This is a genomic window from Pseudomonas sp. RIT288 (genome assembly GCF_000631985.1).
In the GTDB taxonomy this organism is placed as follows: domain Bacteria; phylum Pseudomonadota; class Gammaproteobacteria; order Pseudomonadales; family Pseudomonadaceae; genus Aquipseudomonas.
Genome location: NZ_JFYN01000020.1, coordinates 46,530 through 68,115, shown reverse-complemented (window position 1 = coordinate 68,115; position 21,586 = coordinate 46,530). Strand labels below are relative to the sequence as shown.

General features: G+C 58.8%; 19 protein-coding genes. 15 read left to right on the top strand and 4 right to left on the bottom strand.

Annotated features, from left to right (window positions below):
- The first annotated feature begins 2 nt into the window (after window positions 1-2).
- The 9 genes from BW33_RS17815 to BW33_RS17775 all read left to right on the top strand — a co-directional run bounded on the left by BW33_RS17815 (window position 3) and on the right by BW33_RS17775 (window position 12,149).
- Window positions 3-707 (top strand): succinate dehydrogenase iron-sulfur subunit, encoded by a 705-nt coding sequence (locus tag BW33_RS17815; protein WP_003223007.1) that lies wholly within the window; start codon window positions 3-5, stop codon window positions 705-707.
- Window positions 708-966: 259 nt separating this feature from the next.
- The gene (locus BW33_RS17810) at window positions 967-3,798 is read left to right on the top strand and encodes a 2-oxoglutarate dehydrogenase E1 component (protein WP_047600260.1); all 2,832 of its coding nucleotides are present in this window, start codon (window positions 967-969) and stop codon (window positions 3,796-3,798) included.
- A gap of 42 nt (window positions 3,799-3,840) precedes the next feature.
- Window positions 3,841-5,064 carry a 2-oxoglutarate dehydrogenase complex dihydrolipoyllysine-residue succinyltransferase gene (gene odhB, locus BW33_RS17805; RefSeq protein ID WP_003223011.1) on the top strand — a complete coding sequence of 408 codons (1,224 nt, stop codon included), beginning with the start codon at window positions 3,841-3,843 and terminating at the stop codon, window positions 5,062-5,064.
- A 97-nt stretch (window positions 5,065-5,161) separates the two neighbouring features.
- Window positions 5,162-6,598, top strand: coding sequence for a dihydrolipoyl dehydrogenase (gene lpdA / locus BW33_RS17800; protein WP_003223013.1), 1,437 nt, complete (start codon window positions 5,162-5,164; stop codon window positions 6,596-6,598).
- A gap of 340 nt (window positions 6,599-6,938) precedes the next feature.
- Window positions 6,939-8,105 carry an ADP-forming succinate--CoA ligase subunit beta gene (sucC, locus tag BW33_RS17795; protein ID WP_003223015.1) on the top strand — a complete coding sequence of 389 codons (1,167 nt, stop codon included), beginning with the start codon at window positions 6,939-6,941 and terminating at the stop codon, window positions 8,103-8,105.
- A complete protein-coding gene (sucD, locus tag BW33_RS17790; RefSeq protein ID WP_003223019.1) occupies window positions 8,105-8,986 on the top strand; it encodes a succinate--CoA ligase subunit alpha in 882 nt (293 codons plus the stop codon). The genes sucC and sucD overlap by 1 nt, the downstream gene beginning before the upstream one ends.
- Before the next feature lie 454 nt (window positions 8,987-9,440).
- Window positions 9,441-10,754, top strand: a complete 1,314-nt coding sequence (gene brnQ, locus BW33_RS17785) for a branched-chain amino acid transport system II carrier protein (RefSeq protein WP_047600259.1) — start codon at window positions 9,441-9,443, stop codon at window positions 10,752-10,754.
- Between the two features lie 256 nt (window positions 10,755-11,010).
- Complete coding sequence (locus BW33_RS17780; RefSeq protein ID WP_047600258.1) at window positions 11,011-11,748, top strand: DUF599 domain-containing protein; 738 nt, start codon at window positions 11,011-11,013, stop codon at window positions 11,746-11,748.
- Window positions 11,748-12,149 (top strand): MAPEG family protein, encoded by a 402-nt coding sequence (locus tag BW33_RS17775; RefSeq protein ID WP_007962864.1) that lies wholly within the window; start codon window positions 11,748-11,750, stop codon window positions 12,147-12,149. The genes BW33_RS17780 and BW33_RS17775 overlap by 1 nt, the downstream gene beginning before the upstream one ends.
- 88 nt (window positions 12,150-12,237) lie before the next feature.
- Here the strand turns inward: BW33_RS17775 and BW33_RS17770 are convergent, their stop codons facing one another.
- Window positions 12,238-12,474 carry a hypothetical protein gene (locus BW33_RS17770; protein WP_007962865.1) on the bottom strand — a complete coding sequence of 79 codons (237 nt, stop codon included), beginning with the start codon at window positions 12,472-12,474 and terminating at the stop codon, window positions 12,238-12,240.
- 158 nt (window positions 12,475-12,632) lie between these two features.
- Here BW33_RS17770 and BW33_RS17765 point away from each other — a divergent pair, with 158 nt between their 5' ends.
- The 4 genes from BW33_RS17765 (at window position 12,633) to BW33_RS17750 (ending at window position 16,341) form a co-directional block, all read left to right on the top strand.
- The gene (locus tag BW33_RS17765; protein ID WP_047600257.1) at window positions 12,633-13,109 is read left to right on the top strand and encodes a PaaI family thioesterase; all 477 of its coding nucleotides are present in this window, start codon (window positions 12,633-12,635) and stop codon (window positions 13,107-13,109) included.
- Window positions 13,106-13,558, top strand: coding sequence for a PaaI family thioesterase (locus BW33_RS17760; protein ID WP_047600256.1), 453 nt, complete (start codon window positions 13,106-13,108; stop codon window positions 13,556-13,558). Before BW33_RS17765 ends, BW33_RS17760 begins: the two co-directional genes overlap by 4 nt.
- A gap of 81 nt (window positions 13,559-13,639) precedes the next feature.
- On the top strand, window positions 13,640-15,544 hold the full coding sequence (htpG, locus tag BW33_RS17755; RefSeq protein WP_047600274.1) for a molecular chaperone HtpG: 1,905 nt from the start codon (window positions 13,640-13,642) through the stop codon (window positions 15,542-15,544).
- 68 nt (window positions 15,545-15,612) lie between these two features.
- Window positions 15,613-16,341: a dienelactone hydrolase family protein gene (locus tag BW33_RS17750; RefSeq protein ID WP_047600255.1), complete on the top strand. Its 729-nt coding sequence runs from the start codon at window positions 15,613-15,615 to the stop codon at window positions 16,339-16,341.
- 85 nt (window positions 16,342-16,426) lie between these two features.
- Here the strand turns inward: BW33_RS17750 and BW33_RS17745 are convergent, their stop codons facing one another.
- Window positions 16,427-17,299, bottom strand: coding sequence for a pirin family protein (locus BW33_RS17745; RefSeq protein WP_047600254.1), 873 nt, complete (start codon window positions 17,297-17,299; stop codon window positions 16,427-16,429).
- 61 nt (window positions 17,300-17,360) lie between these two features.
- Complete coding sequence (locus tag BW33_RS17740; protein WP_027614046.1) at window positions 17,361-17,777, bottom strand: OsmC family protein; 417 nt, start codon at window positions 17,775-17,777, stop codon at window positions 17,361-17,363.
- 129 nt (window positions 17,778-17,906) lie between these two features.
- On the opposite strand from BW33_RS17740, the gene BW33_RS17735 reads away from it, so the two are divergent.
- Together BW33_RS17735 and BW33_RS17730 are read left to right on the top strand one after the other, a co-directional pair.
- Window positions 17,907-18,953: an amidohydrolase family protein gene (locus BW33_RS17735; RefSeq protein WP_047600253.1), complete on the top strand. Its 1,047-nt coding sequence runs from the start codon at window positions 17,907-17,909 to the stop codon at window positions 18,951-18,953.
- A 138-nt stretch (window positions 18,954-19,091) separates the two neighbouring features.
- Window positions 19,092-20,717: a methyl-accepting chemotaxis protein gene (locus BW33_RS17730; protein ID WP_047600252.1), complete on the top strand. Its 1,626-nt coding sequence runs from the start codon at window positions 19,092-19,094 to the stop codon at window positions 20,715-20,717.
- 148 nt (window positions 20,718-20,865) lie between these two features.
- On the opposite strand, the gene BW33_RS17725 is transcribed toward BW33_RS17730, so the two are convergent.
- Window positions 20,866-21,579, bottom strand: a complete 714-nt coding sequence (locus BW33_RS17725) for a DUF3108 domain-containing protein (protein ID WP_047600251.1) — start codon at window positions 21,577-21,579, stop codon at window positions 20,866-20,868.
- Between the last annotated feature and the right edge of the window lie 7 nt (window positions 21,580-21,586).

Genomic DNA, 21,586 nt, shown 5'->3' with positions numbered 1-21,586 from the left:
CCATGTTGCAAGTCAGTGTTTATCGCTACAACCCTGATCAGGACGCTGCGCCGTTCATGCAGGAATTCCAGGTCGATACCGGTGGTAAAGACCTGATGGTGCTGGACGTGCTGGCCCTGATCAAAGAGCAGGACGAAGGTTTCTCCTATCGTCGCTCTTGCCGTGAAGGCGTCTGCGGCTCCGACGGCATGAACATCAACGGCAAGAACGGCCTGGCGTGCATCACGCCGCTGTCCGCTGTCGTAAAAGGCAACAAGTTGATCGTTCGTCCGCTGCCAGGTTTGCCGGTTATCCGTGACCTGGTTGTCGATATGAGCATCTTCTACAAGCAATACGAGAAGGTTAAGCCTTACCTGCAGAACGACACGCCGGCTCCGGCCATCGAGCGTCTGCAGTCCCCTGAAGAGCGTGAAAAGCTCGATGGTCTGTACGAGTGCATCCTGTGCGCCTGCTGCTCGACCTCGTGCCCGTCCTTCTGGTGGAACCCGGACAAGTTCCTGGGTCCAGCTGCCCTGCTGCAAGCGTACCGCTTCCTGGCAGACAGCCGTGACACCAAGACGTCCGAGCGTCTGGCTTCGCTCGATGATCCATTCAGCGTCTTCCGCTGCCGGGGCATCATGAACTGCGTCAACGTATGTCCGAAAGGCCTGAACCCGACTAAGGCCATCGGTCACATCCGTAACATGCTGCTTTCGAGCGGCGTGTGATTCAGCTGCTGTAACCGTAGAACCGCTGTAACGAAGAGGCTGTGGCGCGGGCTTCAACCCGCGTCATGGCTATAACCAGAGCAGTAGCCATAAGCTGCAGCTCTTATTTTGAAGAAATGAGACAAGCAGGGGCATCCGGGCTGGTACCCGGACTATCAGCGTGATCCTAAGTGGCTTGTTTTAGTCGCTGCATTCGGACTTCTGCAAGTTTGCTCGGTATTGACGCCGATGGTGTTCCCCTAACCGAGGGTGACCAAGCATGCAAGAAAGCGTGATGCAGCGCATGTGGAACAGCGCCTACCTTTCAGGTGGAAACGCTGCCTATGTGGAAGAGCTTTATGAGCTCTACCTGCACGACCCTAACGCTGTGCCAGAAGAGTGGCGCACCTACTTTCAGAAGCTGCCTGCCGACGGCAGCTCTGCCACTGATGTTTCGCACTCCACAATTCGCGATCATTTCGTGCTGCTGGCAAAGAACCAGCGCCGCGCCCAACCGGTTTCCGCCGGTAGCGTGAGCAGTGAGCACGAGAAGAAGCAAGTTGAAGTGCTGCGATTGATCCAGGCCTACCGTATGCGTGGCCACCAGGCAGCCCAGCTCGACCCGCTGGGGCTGTGGCAGCGTCCTGCACCTGCAGACCTGTCGATCAATCATTACGGCTTGACCAATGCCGATCTTGATACGACCTTCCGTGCCGGCGACCTGTTCATCGGCAAAGAGGAAGCGAGCCTACGCGAAATTCACGAAGCGTTGCAGCAGACATATTGCCGCACCATCGGCGCTGAATTTACGCACATCACCGATTCCGAGCAGCGCCAGTGGTTCCAGCAGCGTCTGGAAAGCGTGCGTGGTCGTCCGACGTACTCCGCTGACATCAAGAGCCACCTGCTCGAGCGCGTCACTGCCGGTGAAGGCCTGGAAAAATACCTGGGTACCAAATACCCGGGCACCAAGCGTTTCGGTCTGGAAGGCGGCGAAAGCCTGATTCCGATGCTCGACGAACTGATTCAGCGTTCCGGTTCCTACGGCACCAAGGAAGTCGTCATCGGCATGGCCCACCGTGGCCGTCTGAACGTGCTGGTCAACACCTTCGGCAAGAACCCGCGCGAGCTGTTCGACGAGTTCGAAGGCAAGAAGAAGGTCGAGCTGGGTTCCGGTGACGTTAAATACCACCAGGGCTTCTCGTCCAACGTGATGACCGCCGGCGGTGAAGTTCACCTGGCCATGGCGTTCAACCCGTCCCACCTGGAGATCGTTTCCCCGGTGGTAGAAGGTTCGGTTCGCGCCCGTCAGGATCGTCGTAACGACCCGACCGGTGAGAAAGTTCTGCCGATCTCCATCCACGGTGACGCTGCATTCGCAGGTCAGGGCGTGGTCATGGAAACCTTCCAGATGTCGCAGACCCGCGGTTTCAAGACCGGCGGTACCGTGCACATCGTGATCAACAACCAGGTTGGTTTCACCATCAGCAACCCGTTGGACTCGCGTTCCACCGAGTACGCGACCGACGTTGCGAAGATGATCCAGGCGCCGATCCTCCATGTGAATGGTGATGATCCGGAAGCCGTGCTGTTCGTGACCCAGCTGGCCATCGACTACCGCATGCAGTTCAAGCGTGACGTGGTGATCGACCTGGTCTGCTACCGTCGTCGCGGCCACAACGAGGCCGACGAGCCAAGCGGCACCCAGCCGCTGATGTATCAGCAGATCACCAAGCAGCGCACCACCCGTGAGCTGTACGCTGATCGTCTGACCCAGGCCGGTGTAGTCGACGCAGAGCGTGTTCAGGCGAAAGTCGACGAATACCGCAACGCGCTGGACAACGGTCTGCACGTAGTGAAATCGCTGGTCAAAGAGCCGAACAAAGAGTTGTTCGTGGACTGGCGTCCGTATCTGGGCCACGCCTGGACTGCGCGTCACGACACGCGTTTCGACCTGAAGACCCTGCAGGAACTGTCCGCCAAGCTGCTGGAAATTCCGGAAGGCTTCGTGGTTCAGCGTCAGGTCGCGAAGATCTACGAAGACCGTCAGAAGATGCAAGCCGGCGGCCTGCCGATCAACTGGGGTTACGCCGAAACCATGGCGTACGCGACCCTGGCGTTCGAAGGTCACCCGATCCGCATGACCGGTCAGGACATCGGCCGCGGTACGTTCTCGCACCGTCACGCTGTGCTGCACAACCAGAAAGACGCGGGCACCTACATTCCGCTGCAGAACCTGTACGACGGTCAGCCACGTTTTGACCTGTACGACTCGTTCCTGTCGGAAGAAGCGGTACTGGCCTTCGAATACGGCTACTCGACCACCACGCCAAACGCGCTGGTGATCTGGGAAGCCCAGTTCGGCGACTTCGCCAACGGTGCACAGGTCGTTATCGACCAGTTCATCACCAGCGGCGAGCACAAGTGGGGCCGTCTCTGCGGTCTGACCATGCTGTTGCCGCATGGCTACGAAGGTCAGGGTCCTGAGCATAGTTCGGCACGTCTTGAGCGTTACCTGCAGCTGTGCGCCGAGCACAACATTCAGGTGTGCATGCCGACCACCCCGGCCCAGATCTACCACTTGCTGCGTCGTCAGGTGATTCGCCCGCTGCGCAAACCTCTGGTAGTGCTGACGCCGAAGTCGCTGCTGCGCCACAAACTGGCCATCTCGACCCTGGAAGATCTGGCTGAAGGTTCGTTCCAGACCGTGATCCCGGAAATCGATGCCCTGGACCCGAAAAAGGTCGAGCGCGTTGTTCTCTGCAGCGGCAAGGTCTACTACGACCTGCTGGAAAAACGTCGTGCCGAAGGCCGTGACGATATCGCCATCGTGCGTATCGAGCAGCTGTATCCATTCCCTGAGGACGACTTGAAAGAAGTCCTGGCGCCTTATACCAACGTCAAACATGCCGTTTGGTGTCAGGAAGAGCCGATGAACCAGGGTGCCTGGTACTGCAGCCAGCATCACCTGCGTCGCAGCATCGGTAACCTCAACAAGTCTCTCGTACTCGAGTACGCGGGCCGTGAGGCTTCTGCTGCCCCAGCATGTGGTTACGCATCGATGCACGCCGAGCAGCAGGAAAAACTGCTGCAAGACGCGTTTACCGTTTAACGCCTTCGCGCACCTGAAACCGAATTTAAGGAACCACAGATAATGGCTATCGAGATCAAAGCCCCCACTTTCCCGGAATCGGTTGCCGATGGCACCGTTGCCACCTGGCACAAAAAACCGGGCGACGCCGTCAAGCGTGACGACCTGATCGTCGACATCGAAACCGACAAAGTCGTACTGGAAGTGCTGGCTACCGCCGACGGCGTACTGGGCGCTATCGTCAAGAACGAAGGCGACACCGTTCTGTCCGACGAAGTCCTGGGCTCCATCGAAGCGGGTGGCGCTGCTGCCGCTGCTCCAGCCGCCGCTGCTGCTCCGGCCGCGGCTGCCGCTGCCCCGGCTGCTGCCGAAGGCGAAGACGATCCTGTTGCTGCTCCGGCTGCGCGCAAGCTGGCTGAAGAGAACGGCATCAACATCGCTTCCGTTGCCGGCACCGGCAAAGGCGGTCGTGTGACCAAGGAAGACGTAGTGGCTGCTGTTGCCGCGAAGAAAGCCGCTCCGGCTGCCGCGCCAGCCAAGGCTGCTGCTCCGGCTGCCGCTGCGCCGGTATTCGCTGCCGGTGATCGCGTTGAAAAACGCGTTCCGATGACCCGTCTGCGTGCCAAGGTTGCCGAGCGTCTGGTTGAAGCCCAGTCGAACATGGCAATGCTGACCACGTTCAACGAAGTCGACATGACCGAAGTCATGGCCCTGCGTTCGAAGTACAAGGACCTGTTCGAGAAGTCCCACAACGGCGTACGCCTTGGCTTCATGTCGTTCTTCGTCAAGGCTGCCACCGAAGCGCTGAAACGCTTCCCGGCGGTCAACGCTTCGATCGACGGTGCGGACATCGTTTACCACGGCTACGCCGACATCGGTGTTGCCGTTTCCAGCGATCGTGGCCTGGTCGTACCGGTTCTGCGTAACGCCGAGCTGATGAGCCTGGCTGAAATCGAAGGCGGCATCGCCACGTTCGGCAAGAAAGCCCGTGACGGCAAACTGTCGATGGAAGAGATGACCGGCGGTACCTTCACCATCACCAACGGTGGTACCTTCGGTTCGATGATGTCGACCCCGATCGTCAACCCGCCGCAGGCAGCGATTCTGGGCATGCACAACATCATCCAGCGTCCTATGGCCATCAACGGTCAGGTCGTGATCCGTCCGATGATGTACCTGGCACTGTCCTACGATCACCGTCTGATCGATGGCAAAGAAGCTGTGACCTTCCTGGTGACCATCAAGAACCTGCTGGAAGATCCGGCTCGTCTGTTGCTGGATATCTGATAGAAGCAGCTGCGAGCTTCAAGTTTCAAGCTGCAAGAAAAGGCAGCTTGGCTTGGAGCGCGCGGCTTGAAGCTTTTCGCTAAAGAGGATTTTTTGAATGTCGCAGAAATTTGACGTAGTAGTGATCGGTGCCGGCCCTGGCGGCTATGTAGCTGCCATCAAGGCCGCGCAGCTGGGTCTCACCACTGCCTGCATCGAGAAGTACACCGACGCTGAAGGCAAACAGGCCCTCGGCGGTACTTGCCTGAACGTCGGCTGCATTCCGTCCAAGGCGCTGCTGGACAGCTCCTGGAAGTACAAGGAAGCCAAAGAGAGCTTCAACGTTCACGGTATCTCGACCGGCGAAGTCAAAATGGACGTCGCTGCGATGGTTGGCCGCAAGGCTGGCATCGTCAAGAACCTGACCGGCGGCGTTGCCACCCTGTTCAAGGCCAACGGCGTCACTTCGATCCAGGGCCACGGCAAGCTGCTGGCTGGCAAGAAAGTCGAAGTCACCAAGCCTGACGGTTCGGTTGAAGTCATCGAAGCCGAAAACGTCATCCTGGCCCCGGGTTCGCGTCCGATCGACATTCCTCCGGCTCCGGTCGATCAGAAAGTCATCGTCGATTCGACTGGTGCTCTGGAATTCCAGTCCGTACCTAAACGTCTGGGCGTGATCGGCGCTGGCGTGATCGGTCTGGAACTGGGTTCTGTCTGGTCGCGTCTGGGTGCAGAAGTGACTGTCCTGGAAGCATTGGACACCTTCCTGATGGCAGCCGACACCGCTGTTTCCAAGGAAGCGCTGAAAACCCTGACCAAGCAAGGTCTGGACATCAAGCTGGGCGCTCGCGTAACCGGTTCGAAAGTGAACGGCGACGAAGTCGTTGTCAACTACACCGATGCCAACGGCGAACAGACCATCACTTTCGACAAGCTGATCGTAGCCGTTGGTCGCCGTCCGGTGACCACTGATCTGCTGGCTGCCGACAGCGGCGTGACCCTGGACGAGCGCGGTTTCGTGCACGTTGACGATCACTGCGCCACCACCGTACCGGGCGTTTACGCCATCGGTGACGTGGTTCGCGGCATGATGCTGGCGCACAAGGCTTCGGAAGAGGGCATCATGGTTGTCGAGCGCATCAAGGGCCACAAAGCCCAGATGAACTATGACCTGATCCCTTCGGTTATTTATACTCACCCGGAAATCGCGTGGGTTGGCAAAACCGAGCAGGCCTTGAAAGCCGAAGGCGTTGAAGTTAACGTCGGCACCTTCCCGTTCGCCGCTTCCGGCCGTGCCATGGCCGCCAACGATACCGGTGGTTTCGTCAAGGTCATCGCTGATGCCAAGACTGACCGTGTATTGGGCGTGCACGTGATTGGCCCGAGCGCTGCAGAACTGGTTCAGCAAGGCGCGATCGGTATGGAATTCGGCACCAGCGCTGAAGACCTGGGCATGATGGTTTTCTCCCATCCGACCCTGTCTGAAGCCTTGCACGAAGCTGCTCTGGCTGTGAATGGCGGCGCCATCCACATTGCCAACCGCAAGAAGCGTTGAGGACTTTGTGAAAGCGTAGCGAGCGAAGGAAAGACAAGGAAAAAACAGGCGAGGAAGCGGAGTTGACGTTAGTCAATGAGCATTTCGAGTCTGTTTTTGACGCAGTATTTCCTAGCGCAGCAGCTTTCACATGTTCGAAAGATACAATAAGAAACCACGGCGGTTGCGGCCCGTCGTGAGCCTTGCGAGCAAGTCTCACCGCGGAATGTCCGCTGGACGCAGTCTTGCGTAGCTGCACCGGTTATCCGGAACGGCTACGCAAGCAGCAGTCACAGGTGGCGCGGCACTCATCAAGAGCGCAGCGCCGAATGCGCAGTACCTAACGAAGACGGTAAAAAGCATGAATCTTCACGAGTATCAGGGTAAGCAGCTGTTCGCTGAATACGGCCTGCCAGTTTCCACTGGTTACGCAGTAGACACCCCGGAAGCAGCAGCAGAAGCTTGCGACAAAATCGGCGGCAGCGAGTGGGTTGTCAAAGCCCAGGTCCACGCCGGTGGTCGCGGTAAAGCGGGCGGCGTCAAGCTGGTTCGCAACAAAGAAGACGCCAAGGCCTTCGCACAGCAGTGGCTGGGCAAGCGTCTGGTGACTTACCAGACTGACGCCAATGGTCAGCCAGTCACCAAGATCCTGGTTGAATCGTGCACTGATATCGCTAAAGAGCTGTACCTGGGCGCTGTCGTTGACCGTTCGAGCCGTCGCATCGTGTTCATGGCTTCCACCGAAGGTGGCGTGGACATCGAGAAAATCGCTCACGACACTCCAGAAAAAATTCTGAAAGCCACTATCGATCCACTGGTTGGCGCTCAGCCATTCCAGGGTCGCGAGCTGGCGTTCCAACTGGGTCTGGAAGGCAAGCAAGTTGCCCAGTTCGCCAAGATTTTCGTCGGTCTGGCCAAACTGTTCCAGGATCACGATCTGGCCCTGCTGGAAGTGAACCCGCTGGTGATCAAGGCTGACGGCGATCTGCACTGCCTGGACGCCAAGATCAACATCGACGCCAACGCCATGTACCGTCAGCCTAAGCTGAAGACTTTCCACGATCCGTCGCAAGACGATCCGCGCGAAGCGCACGCTGCCAAGTTCGAACTGAACTATGTAGCCCTGGAAGGTAACATCGGCTGCATGGTCAACGGTGCCGGCCTGGCCATGGGTACCATGGACATCGTCAACCTGCACGGCGGCAAGCCAGCCAACTTCCTCGACGTAGGTGGTGGTGCTACCAAAGAGCGCGTGACCGAAGCCTTCAAGATCATCCTGTCCGACACCAACGTCGCTGCAGTACTGGTCAACATCTTCGGCGGCATCGTTCGCTGCGACATGATTGCCGAAGGCATCATCGGCGCTGTGAAAGAAGTCGGCGTGAAAATCCCGGTTGTTGTTCGCCTTGAAGGCAACAACGCTGAGCTGGGCGCTAAAGTACTGGCAGAAAGCGGTTTGAACATCATCGCTGCTACCAGCCTGACCGACGCTGCTCAACAAGTTGTCAAAGCTGCGGAGGGCAAATAATGAGCGTCCTGATCAATAAAGACACCAAAGTTATCTGCCAGGGTATTACCGGTTCGCAAGGTAGTTTCCACACCCAGCAAGCCATCGAATACGGCACCAAGATGGTGGGTGGTGTAACTCCGGGCAAAGGCGGCACCGAGCACCTGGGTCTGCCAGTGTTCAACACCGTCAAAGACGCAGTAGCCGCCACTGGCGCTACCGCCAGCGTGATCTACGTTCCGGCTCCTTTCTGCAAGGACTCGATCCTGGAAGCAGCGTTCGGCGGCATCAAGCTGATCGTCTGCATCACCGAAGGCATTCCTACCCTGGACATGCTGGACGCTAAAGTTAAGTGCGACGAGCTGGGTGTTACCCTGATCGGCCCTAACTGCCCAGGCGTGATCACTCCGGGCGAATGCAAGATCGGCATCATGCCAGGTCACATTCACTTGCCAGGCAAGGTCGGTATCGTTTCGCGTTCCGGCACCCTGACCTACGAAGCTGTGAAGCAGACCACTGACGCCGGTTTCGGTCAGTCGACTTGCGTCGGCATCGGTGGTGACCCGATCCCGGGTTCGAACTTCATCGACATCCTGAAGCTGTTCCAGGAAGACCCGAAGACCGAAGCGATCGTGATGATCGGCGAGATCGGCGGTTCGGCTGAAGAAGAAGCGGCTGCCTACATCAAGGCACACGTGACCAAGCCGGTTGTTTCCTACATCGCTGGTGTGACTGCTCCTCCGGGCAAGCGCATGGGCCATGCTGGCGCAATCATCTCTGGCGGCAAAGGCACTGCAGACGAGAAATTCGCTGCGCTGCAAGACGCAGGCGTGAAAACCGTGCGTTCGCTGGCAGACATCGGCAAGGCCCTGGCCGAGCTGACCGGTTGGGCTGTCAAGTAAGCCTCGTGCTTGACTGACGCTTCACCAGGCAAAGGCCACCTTCGGGTGGCCTTTGTTGTTTCTGGCATATGGGTATTTGAGTGGATTTTTGTGGCGAGGGAGCTTGCTCCCGCTGGGCTGCGAAGTAGCCCGAATACAATCTTCAAATTCATGAGGGTTTACTGGGTTTGCGCCTGCTGCGCAGTCGGGCGGGAGCAAGCTCCCTCGCCACAAAGTACTGTGTGTGAAAAATAGATGCGTAAACGCGACACGGACATGTCGTGTATCGGATAGTTCGCCCTCAAACAGTGCGTTTGTCAGGCAAATTCGTTAGGCTGGCAGCCATTTTGCGTCTGCCGCCCACAAGGCATGCAACGCGCTCAACGGGTCAGACCCATACGGACTGGCAGCATTTCCCTAACCCCACAGGGAAATCCCCCTCTAAATTCCGATTCAGTAGTGTGGTATTTCCTTAATGAAAGTTTTGAAAGGTCAGGACATCCTGGCACTGGGCTTTATGACATTTGCCCTGTTCGTCGGGGCCGGCAACATCATTTTCCCGCCTATCGTCGGCCTGCAGTCCGGACCTAATGTCTGGATGGCGGCGCTGGGCTTCCTGATCACGGCCGTCGGTCTGCCGGTGGTCACCGTCGTCGCCCTGGCCAAGGTCGGTGGTGCCATGGACGCGCTGAGCAGCCCGATCGGCAAGATTGCCGGGGGTGTGCTCGCCGCGGCCTGCTATCTGGCGGTCGGCCCGCTGTTCGCCACCCCGCGGACCGCGACCGTGTCGTTCGAAGTGGGTCTGGCGCCGCTGACTGGCGAAAGCCCGCTGGCGCTGTTCCTCTACAGCTCGGTGTACTTCCTGCTGGTGTTCTTCATCTCGCTGTATCCGGGCCGTCTGCTCGATACCGTGGGGCGTTTCCTCGCGCCGCTGAAAATCATCGCCCTGGCGGTACTCGGTATTGCCGCATTCGCCTTGCCGGCCGGTGATATCGGTCAGGCCACGCCTGAATACGTCGCGGCACCGTTCTCCCAGGGCTTCATCAATGGTTACCTGACCATGGATACCCTCGGCGCGCTGGTGTTCGGCATCGTCATCGTCAACGCGATCCGCTCCCGTGGCGTCGAGTCGCCTGCGCTGATCACCCGTTACGCGATCATTGCCGGTCTCATCGCCGGTGTCGGTCTGGCGCTGGTGTACATCAGCCTGTTCCGCCTCGGCTCCGGCAGCCACGAAGTCGCGGTTGGTGCCACCAACGGCGCGGCGGTATTGCATGCTTACGTGCAACACACCTTCGGTTCGCTGGGCAGCGGTTTCCTCGCGGTGCTGATCTCGCTGGCATGTCTGGTGACGGCGGTTGGTCTGACCTGCGCCTGCGCTGAATACTTCAGCCGCGTGCTGCCACTGTCCTACAAGACCCTGGTGATCATCCTCGCCGCGTTCTCGCTGCTGGTGTCCAACCTCGGGCTGACCAAGCTGATCGCGTTCTCGATCCCGGTGCTGACAGCGATCTACCCGCCGTGCATCGTTCTGGTGGCCCTGAGCTTCTGCAAGGACTTCTGGTATGAACACGGCCGGATCCTCGGCCCGGTAATGCTGGTGTCGTTCCTGTTCGGCACCATCGACGCGCTCAAGGGTGCCGGTCTGGCTGACTGGATGCCGTCGCAGCTGTCGCACCTGCCGCTGAGCGAGCAGGGCCTGGCGTGGCTGGTGCCTTGTGTGATGACCCTGGTGGTCGCCGTGGTCTGCGATCGCCTGCTGGGCAAACGCAGCGAAGCCGTTGCCTGATGTTGTCTGACCCGCCACAAGCGGGTCTTCAGCGCTTAAACGGAAATGCCCCGTATCAATCGATACGGGGCATTTTTTATGGGTGTCTGGCAGTGTCTTTTTCCGCGAGCTAACGTCGAAGCACTGCACAGGTTTCATGTAGGAGTGAGCCTGCTCGCGATGGCGTCGTGTCTGTCAGATCAATGCCGGACGTGTCAGCGAATCGCGAGCAGGCTTACTCCTGCAGGTAATGCATCCACACTTCACGGGAAAACGAATGTCGTTCATCCAAGCCAACCTGATCCACCTGCTGGCCGCGCTCTGGTTTGTCATCTGCTGGGGCGGCTACACCCGTTATGCGTCATGGAAGGCCCGCGACACCGCGTGCCTGGCCAGCGTGCTGCACCTGTATCGCGAAGACTGGATGCGCCGCATGCTGCTGCGTGACAACCGCATCGCCGACGCCAGCGTGATCGGCAATCTGGAGCGCAACGCCTCGTTCTTTGCCTCCAGCACCCTGATCATCCTCGCCGGCATTCTCACCGTGCTCGGTGCGTCCGAGCGCGCCGTGTCGCTGCTGGCGGACATCCCGATGGTGCAGCAAGCATCGCAGGGCATGTCGGAGATCAAGTTGCTGTGCCTGGCGCTGGTGTTCGTCTATGCGTTCTTTACCTTCAGCTGGTGCATGCGTCAGTACAACTTTGCCGCGGTATTGGTCGGCTCAGCGCCGATGATCGGTGAACGTCAGGTCTCGGAGCAGGAGCGCAAGGCGTTCGCACTGCGGGCGGCGCGAGTGATTTCGATGGCGGCCAACCAGTTCAACTTCGGTCTGCGTTCCTACTACTTCGGCATGAGCATGCTGGCGTGGTTCGTCAGCCCGTGGCTGTTCATGTTGATGAGTGCCGGCGTGGTCATCGTGTTGTACCGCCGCGAGTTTCATTCCGACGTGCTCGACGTGATGGTCTATACACCTACAGAGGCGCCGTTGCCCGAAACCCATAAAGAGGCTGCTTGATGAGTATTCCGTTCTGGTGTGTGTTTATCAGTGCACTGTTGATTTACATCGCGCGTATGCCGGTGGGCAAGGCCATGAAAGAGCAGGGAGGTTACAACAACCATCTACCGCGCCAACAGCAGGCGCAACTCACTGGCTACGGCGCGCGGGCGCTGGCGGCGCATCAGAACTGCATCGAAGCGTTCATCCTGTTTGCCGTGGGTGTGCTTATGGCGCACACCACGCAAACGCAAGGCTGGTTGATTGATGCCCTGGCGATCATCTTTGTGATCGCGCGAATTCTTTACGTGTGGTTGTACCTGGCGGATAAACCATCCCTGCGCAGCCTGGTGTGGCTGGTCGGCCTGATCTGTTCTTTGTTGTTGATGATTAGTCCGACTTTTAGAACCGTATTGCTCTAAAACAGCCTCTAAGCCAAGACTGACAAAAAATCACAGGCAAAAGAAAACCCGCACTTGGCGGGTTTTCTTTTTCTGCATCAAGTCGCAATTATTGCTTCTTGGCAGCTTCTTCCTGAGCAGCTTGATTCGATTCAGCCTGAGCTTTGGCAGCTTCGGCGTTTTCTTTTGCTGCGTCGTTCACTTTATCCTGAGCTTTGTTCATGTCTTGCTGAGCTTGCTCAGCATGTTGGTTGGCATCTTGAGCTTTGTCCTCGGATTTTTTATCGCAGGCAGCGAGACCGAGGGAAGCGGTCAACATCAAGGCAATAGCTAAAGTCTTACGCATGGGGTGTCTCTCCTTATGGAAAATAACTACTGGCCTTAAGAGCGCTGGGCCAAAGATTAAGTTCCTCATTTCGTTCAGATATATAAGTTTGTTTTTTAGTGGAACTTTTGCCGTATTTCTTACTACTGGCACAAGGCTCTAACGAGAGTAATTATCAAATGGCTGAAAACCCCGTTTTTGAGCGCGCGACACGATTTCTCTCGGCCCTGCGCCATTGTCAGGTGCTCGGTTTGACAGTGCACAGCGCCAGTAGCGAAGGGCTGACGGTGAAGTTGCCGTACAGCGCGCAAATCGTCGGTAATCCGCAAACCGGGGTCATCCACGGCGGCGCCATTACCTCGCTGATGGACACCGCGTGCGGCATGTCCACGCTGTGCGTGCTGGCGGAATTCGAAGTCTGCCCGACCCTGGACCTGCGCATCGACTACATGCATGCCGCTGAACCGAACAAGGATGTTTACGGCTTTGCCCAGTGTTACCGGGTCACCACCGACGTAATCTTCGCCCGCGGCTTTGCCTATCAGGACGACCCGCAGCAGCCGATCGCCCACGTTGTCGGCACCTTCATGCGCATGGGCAAGGGCCTGAAAGGCACCCAGGGATTTGGCGGCAAGGTCAAAGGAGAAAACCGATGAGCGATGACTGGAAGCAACAGCTGCTGCAGGCTCACGCTCAGGGCGATTACGCGCCACTGCTGCAGATGATTCCCTACGCCGGGCTGATCGGCGTCGAATGCTCGCGAGTCGGCGATGAGTTGCTGTTCAAGCTGCCGGCGAACAAGGACAACATTGGTAACCCTTTATTGCCGGCGATCCATGGCGGGGTGATTGCCGGGTTCATGGAGCTGGCAGCCGCGTTGCATTTGCTGATCTTCACCGGTTCGCCCGGGGTGCCGAAGATCATCGACTTTTCTCTGGATTACCTGCGCGCCGGGCAGTTTCGCGACACTTGGGCCAAATGTCAGGTCTGTCGCCAGGGGCGGCGCGTGGCCAACGTCGCCATCACGGCCTGGCAAAGCACCGAGAGCGAACCGATTGCCACCGCCCGTGCACATTTCAAAATTGATGAGCCCTTGAAATCCTGAACGCTGCCCCCAACTCAGTGAACAACCCGCCGCCGACCCTCTGGGTCGTGGCCACTGCCATCTGATTGGAGTTTGATGACCATGAGTGTGGAAACTCAAAAGGAAACCCTGGGCTTCCAGACCGAGGTAAAGCAGCTGCTGCACCTCATGATCCATTCGCTGTATTCCAACAAGGAAATCTTCCTTCGCGAATTGATCTCGAACGCCTCTGACGCTGTCGACAAGCTGCGCTTCGAAGCCCTGGCCAAGCCTGAGTTGCTCGAAGGTGGCGCTGAACTGAAAATCCGTGTGAGCTTCGACAAGGACGCCAAGACCGTCACGCTCGAAGACAACGGTATCGGCATGAACCGTGACGATGTGATCACTCACCTGGGGACCATCGCCAAGTCGGGCACCGCCGATTTCATGAAGAATCTCTCGGGCGATCAGAAGAAAGATTCGCACCTGATCGGCCAGTTCGGTGTCGGCTTCTACTCGGCCTTCATCGTGGCGGACAAAGTCGACGTGTACAGCCGTCGCGCCGGCACTCCTGCCAGCGAAGGCGTGCACTGGTCGTCGAAAGGCGAGGGCGAGTTCGAAGTCGCCACCATCGACAAGCCAGAGCGCGGCACCCGCATCGTCCTGCACCTGAAATCCGCTGAGGACGAGTTCGCCGACGGCTGGCGTCTGCGCAACATCATCAAGAAATACTCCGACCACATCGCGCTGCCGATCGAGCTGCCGAAAGAAGTCACTGCCGCCGAAGGCGAAGAGAAGCCTGCCGTTGAATGGGAAACCGTCAACCGCGCCAGCGCCCTGTGGACCCGTCCGCGCACTGAAGTGAAGGACGAGGAATACCAGGAGTTCTACAAGCACATCGCTCACGACTTCGAAAACCCGCTGGCCTGGAGCCACAACAAGGTCGAAGGCAAGCTCGAGTACAGCTCGCTGCTGTACGTGCCGGCCCGCGCGCCGTTCGACCTGTACCAGCGTGAAGCGCCGAAAGGCCTGAAGCTGTACGTGCAGCGCGTGTTCGTGATGGATCAGGCCGAGTCGTTCCTGCCGCTGTACCTGCGCTTCATCAAGGGTGTGGTCGATTCCAACGACCTGTCGCTGAACGTGTCGCGGGAAATCCTGCAGAAAGATCCGATCATTGACTCGATGAAATCGGCGCTGACCAAGCGCGTGCTGGACATGCTGGAAAAACTGGCGAAGAACGAGCCTGAGCAATACAAGGGCTTCTGGAAAAACTTCGGTCAGGTCATGAAAGAAGGCCCGGCAGAAGATTTCGCCAACAAGGAAAAAATTGCCGGTCTGCTGCGTTTCGCATCGACCCAAGGCGACGACGGCGAGCAGGTCGTCGGTCTGGCCGACTACCTGGCGCGCGCCAAGGAAGGTCAGGACAAGATCTACTACCTCACCGGCGAGACCTATGCACAGGTCAAGAACAGCCCGCACCTGGAAGTCTTCCGCAAGAAAGGCATCGAAGTGCTGCTGCTGACCGACCGTATCGACGAGTGGCTGATGAGCTACCTCAGCGAATTCGACGGCAAGACTTTTGTCGACGTGGCACGCGGCGATCTCGATCTGGGCAACCTGGACTCGGAAGAGGACAAGAAAGCTGCAGAAGAAGTCGCCAAGTCCAAAGAAGGTCTGGTCGAGCGTCTGAAAACCGCACTGGGTGATTCCGTGGCCGAAGTCCGGGTTTCCCATCGCCTGACCGACTCGCCAGCCATTCTGGCCATCGGCGAACAGGACCTGGGCCTGCAAATGCGCCAGATCCTCGAAGCCAGTGGGCAGAAAGTGCCGGAATCGAAGCCGATCTTCGAATTCAACCCGAGCCACCCGTTGATCGAGAAACTCGACGGCGAGCAGAACGAAGGGCGTTTTGGCGACCTGTCGCACATCCTCTTCGATCAGGCCGCTCTGGCGGCTGGCGAAAGCTTGAAAGACCCGGCCGCGTACGTGACCCGTCTGAACAAGCTGCTGGTTGAACTGTCAGCTTAATCATGTTGTAGAAAAACCCGCTTCGGCGGGTTTTTTCATTCTGGTGTTTAACCAATCAGGAGTCAGAAATGAGCCAAGTCACTGTACGTTCCGTGGTCTATCAGCTGGATGGTCAGTCCTATGAAGGTCGTCTGGCGTTCGACGCCGAGCACAAGGGCGCGCGCCCGGGCCTGTTGATGGCGCCGAACTGGATGGGCGTCAGCGCCGGTGCCGAGGAGATCGCCAAGTCGGTCGCGGCCAAGGGCTACGTGGTGTTGATTGCTGACGTGTACGGGCAGGCAGTGCGTCCGCAGAACGCTGACGAGGCCGGCGCGGCGATGATGCCGCTGAAGAATGACCGTGCTCTGTTGCGCAAGCGTATGCAGGCAGCGTTCGAGCAGTTGCAGCAGCAGGGTGAGGCGGCGGTTGATACCTCAAAACTGGCGGTGTTCGGTTTCTGCTTCGGTGGTTGCTGTGCGCTGGATCTGGCGCGTACCGGTGCACCGGTGAAGGCGGCGGTGTCGTTCCACGGCACGCTCGACTCGCCGAACCCGGCCGATGCGCAGAACATCAAGGGCTCGGTGCTGGTGCTGCACGGTGCTTCCGACCCGTTGGTGCCGAAAGAGCAATTGCCGGCGTTCGAAGATGAAATGAACGCGGCGAAGGTCGATTGGCAGTTGCTCAGCTATGGCGGTGCGGTGCATTCGTTCACCGATCCGGATGCCAATGTGCCGGGCAAGATGATGTATGACGCGAAGACCGCCAAGCGCGCGTTCAAGTCGATGCATGACTTGCTGGAAGAAGTGTTCAAAGGCTGATTGTTTCAAAATCAAAAGATCGCAGTCTGCGACAGCTCCTGCATGTGATCGAGGTAGGAGCTGCCGCAGGCTGCGATCTTTTGCTTTACCGGCCCGCCGGCAATTCAATCCGCTCGATTTCCCCCGGCACCGTCGGCCAGTCCCCGGCCGCCCACTTGCGCCGCGCCTCGTCGATCGCCGCCGGATCGCTCGCGACAAAATTCCAGTTGATCCGTCGTGGCCCGTCCAGCGGCGCGCCACCGAACACCACCGCATGCACATCGCTCTCGGCGAACAGGCTCAGCTCTTCCCCGGCCGGCAATACCGCCAGCGCATGGGGGGCGAGGGGCTCGCCATTCAACTGCGCGTCCCCACTGAGCACATAAATCGCGCGTTCTGCGTGCTCGGTCGGGATCAGCAAAGTGGTGGCGGTCTGCATCTTCACTTCGGCGTACAGCGTAGGAGAAAGCACCGGTACCGGCGATTTCAGGCAAAAGCCTGACCCGGCGATCATCCGAATCTGCACGCCAAGGTTATCGCTGACCGGCAGGGTTGCCGCCGGGTGATGGCTGTAATGTCCCGGGCCTTGCTCGTGATCCTTGGGCGAGGCCAGCCAGATCTGCAAGCCGTGCATCGTGAAGCTTTGCTCCCACAACGGCTCGGGCGTGCGCTCGACGTGAGCAATCGCACTGCCGGCAGTCATCCAGCTGACATCGCCGGCGCTGACCACCTGATCGGAGCCGAGGCTGTCCTTGTGCTGGATTTGCCCTTCGAACAGGTAGGTCAGGGTCGACAGACCAATGTGCGGATGCTGTCGGATGTTCATGCCTTTGCCCGTCGGATAAACCGTTTCGAGCATGTGGTCGAAAAACACGAATGGCCCGACGCTGCGGCATTTGGCTGACGGCAGCGGGCGCAGGATCGGCTGGCCTTCGACGTCTTCGGCGCGCGGGCGGATGATCAGTGGTTGCGTATCCATGGTGCATTCCAGGCTGAGCGGGTGATGCCAGAAGCATAACCCGCCGCTGGCAAGAGGGTGATTACTGGCTGTCGAAGCCTTGCGGTGCGTGGGTTTCGATGCTGACGTCGGTGGTGGTCATCAGCTTGTGGATCGGGCAGCGATCAGCGACGCGCAGCAGTTCTTCACGCTGGGCATCGGTGAGGACGCCCTTGAGGGTGAGCGTCACGTGCAGCGCGTATTTGCCTTTCTGCTCTTCGCTGTTGTCGCGTTTGACCTCGACACCTACGCCGGTCAGCGGGATGTCTTTCTTTTTCGCGTACATCTTCAGGGTCAGTGCCTTGCAGGCGCCGAGCGCGGCGTCGAAGTAGTCGTGTGGCTCGGGTGCCGAGCCCTCGCCGCCGGCAGACTTCGGCACGTCGGCAAATAATTCGTGGTCATCGATCTGTACGGTGTGACGAAAACCTTCGGCGGAGACGGTATTGACGGTAACAGTCATGGCAACCTCACTGGCAGTAGGGAAAAGTCGTTCGATCAAAAAAGACCTTGCAGTTATAGAGTATTCCCACGGAGTCGCGTTCCACTTTCCTGCAGGATGAACCCTTGTGATCGGCTCAGGGTCTAGGCTATGCCTACCTGCCGGAGATTACTTGTGTCCTTGTTTCGTTTGAGTCTTGCCTGCCTGCTGGCATTTGCCGGTACCGTCAGCGCCCGCGATTACACCTACAGCGATGCGCACCTGCACTACGTGGATTTTTTCCAGGAAACCGCCGGCATGGCGAAATTGCTCACGGCCATGCAGGACAATTCCATCGACCATGTGATGATTTCCGGTATTCCCGTGGCGAAGAAATGGCATGAGGACGAACCCAAGCGTCCACGCTATTACGCCGGTGATGATGCCGATGCCTACTGGTACAGCGCCACCGACGTGATCGTTGCCGATGCCGTGCAAAAGCTGACTGCGGAGCAGCGTCTGCACTTCCATCCATTCCTGTCGGGCTTCAACCCCAACGACAAGAACTCCTCCGCACACATTCAGCGCATGCTCGATCTGTATCCGGGGCTGTGGCAGGGCATTGGCGAAGTGTTCACCCGCCATGATGACTTGACGGCGTTGACCGCCGGCGACACGCCACGGGCCAATAACGAGGCGATGAAGCGGATATATCACTTGGCTGCCGAAAACGATCTGCCAGTGATGCTGCATTCCAACATCACCTCCAAACGTGAGAAAAATCCGCTGTACCTGAAGGAAATCGAGGAACCGCTGCGTAATCATCCGCACACCCGGTTCATCTGGGCGCACGCCGGCACCAGCGCGGAGATTCATCGCCACCAGACGCAGCTGAAATTCCTGCTGCCGACGGTGAGCCGGATGCTTGAGGCTTATCCGAATCTGTTCATCGATCTGTCGTGGAGCATGCTCACGCCGTATCTGCTGGATGAGCAGGGCAAGCCGCGCGCGGAATGGCTGGCATTGGTGAAGAAATACCCCGAGCGCTTCATGGTGGGTTCGGATGTTGTAGGCCGATTCAACAAGCTCGGTCAGGAAATGCGCAGTTTCACACCGTTCCTTGATGCATTGCCCGAAGACGTCGCACGTAAAGTCGCCCGGGATAACTTCCTGGCGATATTGCCGCGAACAGCAGCAAAGTCCGGGAAACCGCGCTGAATCGTTAATGCCGAGGGTTCGAAGTATCAAGGCCTTTTGATATCACCTTTTGGTCTTACGCAAATTGGCGCGGGGCCGATACCTTCTAAAGCAACCAGCTGCAGGGTTGATGCAGCGCTTTTGGAAGGAACCAGAGTAATGAGCATCCGTAGTCTCAATATCGCGCCGCGTGCCGGCCTGGGTTTTGCTGTGTTGGCGCTGATGGTGTTTGCCCTGGGGGCGTTCGCCCTGCTGCAAATGGCGAACATGCGCGCGCAGTCTGATGAGGTCGACAACAACTGGCTGCCGAGCGTGATGGCGGTCGGCGAGATGAGTCAGGAAATGCTGCGTTTGCGCGCGCTGACCATGCGCCTGCTGCTCAATCGCGACCCGCAGGCGCTGCAGCAGAATGTCGCCAAGCTCAATGAGCTGCGCGGTGCGCTCAGTGAGGCTCAGCAGCGTTATGACGTGCTGATCGTGCTGCCCCAGGAGCGCGGACTGTTTGATCGCTTCAAGGTCGCCGAGCACCGATATCTGGAGCTTCAGGCGCAGGTCATGCAGTTGTCTGCCCAGAATCGAGTGGAAGAGGCGGCGGCCATCCTCAATGGTGAAATGAGCCCCTTGGCCGACGAGATTGCGGTCACCCTGCGTGAACTGGTCGAACTGAACAAACACAATGCCAATCTCGCCACCGAGGCCGCGCGGCTGGTCTTCACCAACTCGCGAGTGTGGGTCGGGGTGATGATCGGCATAACGGCCCTTGTCACCATCGGCCTGGCGCTGTTGCTGACTCGCAGCATCGTGTTGCCGTTGGCGCAATCCCTGGGTGTGGCGCAAGTGGTGGCGGGCGGTGATCTGACTGGCGATATCAACATCTCCGGCAAGGACGAGCCAGCGCGGCTGCTGCAGGCGCTGAAAAGCATGCAGCACAACCTGCGCGACACCATCCGGCAGATTTCCGAGTCGTCCAGTCAGTTGGCGTCGGCCTCGGAAGAGCTGAGTTGCGTCACCGAGGACGCCACGCGCGGGCTGCATCAGCAAAGCCTGGAGATCGAGCAGGCCGCCACGGCGGTCAATCAGATGACCGCTGCCGTGGAAGAGGTGGCGAGCAACGCCGTGGCGACTTCCGAGGCGTCGCGCGAATCTGACCGGATTGCCCAGCATGGGCGCGAGCAGGTCAACCAGACCGTGACTTCAATCCAGTCCCTGGCTGACGACGTCACCTCCAATGCAACGCAGGTCGAGGATCTGGCGCAGAAGGTTCATGGCATCAGCAAAGTGCTCGACGTGATCCGCTCGATTGCCGAGCAGACCAATCTGCTGGCGCTGAACGCGGCGATCGAGGCGGCGCGGGCCGGAGATGCCGGTCGTGGCTTCGCGGTGGTGGCCGATGAGGTACGGGCGCTGGCGCATCGCACCCAGCAATCGACCCAGGAAATCGAGCAGATGATCGGTGGTATCCAGCAGGGCACCGATTCGGCGGTGAGTTCGATGCAGCAGAGCAGCGTCCGCGCCAATTCGACCCTGGAGCTGGCCAAGGCTGCGGGTATGGCGCTGGAGGAAATCGCCTCGGCGTTCACCTTGATCAACGAGCGCAACCTGGTGATCGCCAGCGCCTCGGAGGAGCAGGCGGCAGTGGCGCGGGAGGTGGACCGCAACCTGATGAACATCCGCGATCTGGCGATGCAGACATCGGCGGGGGCGAATCAGACCAGTGCGGCGAGCCAGGAGTTGTCGCGGCTGGCGGTGGATTTGAACAATATGGTGGCCAAATTCTCGGTCTGAACCTGTCCCTGTAGGAGCTGCGGCACGCTGCGATCTTTTGCTCTTTAGCAGAATCAAAAGATCGCAGCATGCCGCAGCTCCTACAGGGGGGGAATTGCAGGCACAAAAAAAGCCCCGCACTGGCGGGGCTTTTCGTTGTAACGACGGATCAGCTGCCTTTGACAGCCTTGCCGTTGACCGTACCGTCCTGGAGCATGATGTTGTACTCCTTGCCGTCGGTTTCAACCTGTTGCAGGCGGACCAGCAGGTAATCCCAGTCCTTGGCGAACCAAAGGACGGTGGTGCGCTTGCTTTGTGTCGGGTCGCGCACGCGCTCGACCTTGATCGCATCGATCTTGCCGGCCTTGGTGTCGACTTTCTCGGCACCCAGTACACGGAAGTCATAGGTATCGACTTCACCGTCGTCAACCACCTGATAGCTCATGGTCTTCTTGCCGGCGGCCACGTCATGCTGCAGCGCCAGCTGATAGGTCGACTTGTCGACCATGCCACGGTTCAGCGGGATCTTGACCGCGTCGCCACGGTCGGTGCCGGTGACCATCTTGCTGTTCCAGTCGAAATCCAGATCAGCCTTTTTCGCTTTGCCCAGACCGCCACGTTCGAAGTGGTAGGACTGTGGCAGCAGGGTGTCCTTGTCCAGGGTCAGGGTGCTTTCTTCGGTCAGGCTGGCGATCATCATCGACGCCTTGAAGCTGAGTTTCCAGACGCCGTTGGCTTCCTTGGTCAGGCTGCGTTCGGCAGTGCCGCTCATGGGCAACTGTTTCCAGTCGGCGGTGTAGCTGGCGGAGAACGGTTGAAGGTCTGCCGCCTGCGCGAAAGGCAGGGCGAACAGAGCGCAAGCGAAGAGCAGGGCGCGACGCATAAAATCT

Coding starts and splice junctions, on each gene's coding strand:
- BW33_RS17815 (WP_003223007.1), top strand. CDS start 3: ATGTTGCAAGTCAGTGTTTATCGCTACAACCCTGATCAGGACGCTGCG.
- BW33_RS17810 (WP_047600260.1), top strand. CDS start 967: ATGCAAGAAAGCGTGATGCAGCGCATGTGGAACAGCGCCTACCTTTCA.
- odhB (WP_003223011.1), top strand. CDS start 3,841: ATGGCTATCGAGATCAAAGCCCCCACTTTCCCGGAATCGGTTGCCGAT.
- lpdA (WP_003223013.1), top strand. CDS start 5,162: ATGTCGCAGAAATTTGACGTAGTAGTGATCGGTGCCGGCCCTGGCGGC.
- sucC (WP_003223015.1), top strand. CDS start 6,939: ATGAATCTTCACGAGTATCAGGGTAAGCAGCTGTTCGCTGAATACGGC.
- sucD (WP_003223019.1), top strand. CDS start 8,105: ATGAGCGTCCTGATCAATAAAGACACCAAAGTTATCTGCCAGGGTATT.
- brnQ (WP_047600259.1), top strand. CDS start 9,441: ATGAAAGTTTTGAAAGGTCAGGACATCCTGGCACTGGGCTTTATGACA.
- BW33_RS17780 (WP_047600258.1), top strand. CDS start 11,011: ATGTCGTTCATCCAAGCCAACCTGATCCACCTGCTGGCCGCGCTCTGG.
- BW33_RS17775 (WP_007962864.1), top strand. CDS start 11,748: ATGAGTATTCCGTTCTGGTGTGTGTTTATCAGTGCACTGTTGATTTAC.
- BW33_RS17770 (WP_007962865.1), bottom strand. CDS start 12,474: ATGCGTAAGACTTTAGCTATTGCCTTGATGTTGACCGCTTCCCTCGGT.
- BW33_RS17765 (WP_047600257.1), top strand. CDS start 12,633: ATGGCTGAAAACCCCGTTTTTGAGCGCGCGACACGATTTCTCTCGGCC.
- BW33_RS17760 (WP_047600256.1), top strand. CDS start 13,106: ATGAGCGATGACTGGAAGCAACAGCTGCTGCAGGCTCACGCTCAGGGC.
- htpG (WP_047600274.1), top strand. CDS start 13,640: ATGAGTGTGGAAACTCAAAAGGAAACCCTGGGCTTCCAGACCGAGGTA.
- BW33_RS17750 (WP_047600255.1), top strand. CDS start 15,613: ATGAGCCAAGTCACTGTACGTTCCGTGGTCTATCAGCTGGATGGTCAG.
- BW33_RS17745 (WP_047600254.1), bottom strand. CDS start 17,299: ATGGATACGCAACCACTGATCATCCGCCCGCGCGCCGAAGACGTCGAA.
- BW33_RS17740 (WP_027614046.1), bottom strand. CDS start 17,777: ATGACTGTTACCGTCAATACCGTCTCCGCCGAAGGTTTTCGTCACACC.
- BW33_RS17735 (WP_047600253.1), top strand. CDS start 17,907: ATGCCTACCTGCCGGAGATTACTTGTGTCCTTGTTTCGTTTGAGTCTT.
- BW33_RS17730 (WP_047600252.1), top strand. CDS start 19,092: ATGAGCATCCGTAGTCTCAATATCGCGCCGCGTGCCGGCCTGGGTTTT.
- BW33_RS17725 (WP_047600251.1), bottom strand. CDS start 21,579: ATGCGTCGCGCCCTGCTCTTCGCTTGCGCTCTGTTCGCCCTGCCTTTC.